The following is a 466-nucleotide window of genomic DNA, read 5'->3' as shown; positions in this document are numbered from 1 at the left end:
AGCGCCTGCCGAAGGTCTCGGCGGCCCAGGTGAGGATCTCCAGCGCGGAGGCGTCCTCCAGGTCCCGGCCCGCCTGCTCGGCCAGTTCCCGCAACTCGACGGTGCCGCGCTCGTCCGAAACGGCCGTCATACCGGGTCCCCTCCCGTGTCGGATCGGTCCAGACCCCGGGCCAGCAGCCCGAGGAACGTCAGCCGGAAGGCGCGGTTGCAGGCCGCGCACTCCCAGGCGCCGTGCCCCTCCTCACTGGGGCGCAGATCCTCGTCGCCGCAGTAGGGGCAGTAGAACGGCGCCGCCCGCTCGCTCACGACAGGGCCTCCTCGGAGGCGCGGGTGGCCCAGGACGCGAATCGCTCGCCGTCCTCGCGCTCCTCCTGGAAACGCTTCAGCACCCGCTCCACGTAGTCCGGCAGTTCGTCCGCGGTGACCTTCAGGCCGCGCACCTTGCGGCCGAAGCCGGCCTCCAGGC

General features: G+C 72.7%; 1 protein-coding gene and 1 pseudogene. Both read right to left on the bottom strand.

Going from position 1 to position 466, the window contains the following annotated elements:
* Window positions 1–130: pseudogene (locus LPA54_RS37900) on the bottom strand (phosphoadenylyl-sulfate reductase); the annotation flags it as partial.
* Window positions 127–306, bottom strand: coding sequence for a hypothetical protein (locus LPA54_RS37895; RefSeq protein WP_228918865.1), 180 nt, complete (start codon window positions 304–306; stop codon window positions 127–129). The gene LPA54_RS37895 and the pseudogene LPA54_RS37900, both read right to left, overlap by 4 nt.
* Window positions 307–466: the final 160 nt, after the last annotated feature.

The organism is Streptomyces sp. DH12 (assembly GCF_020873895.1).
In the GTDB taxonomy this organism is placed as follows: Bacteria; Actinomycetota; Actinomycetes; order Streptomycetales; family Streptomycetaceae; genus Streptomyces.
Note: the sequence above shows the minus strand (reverse complement) of the source record. Positions and strands in the feature narration are given on the sequence as shown.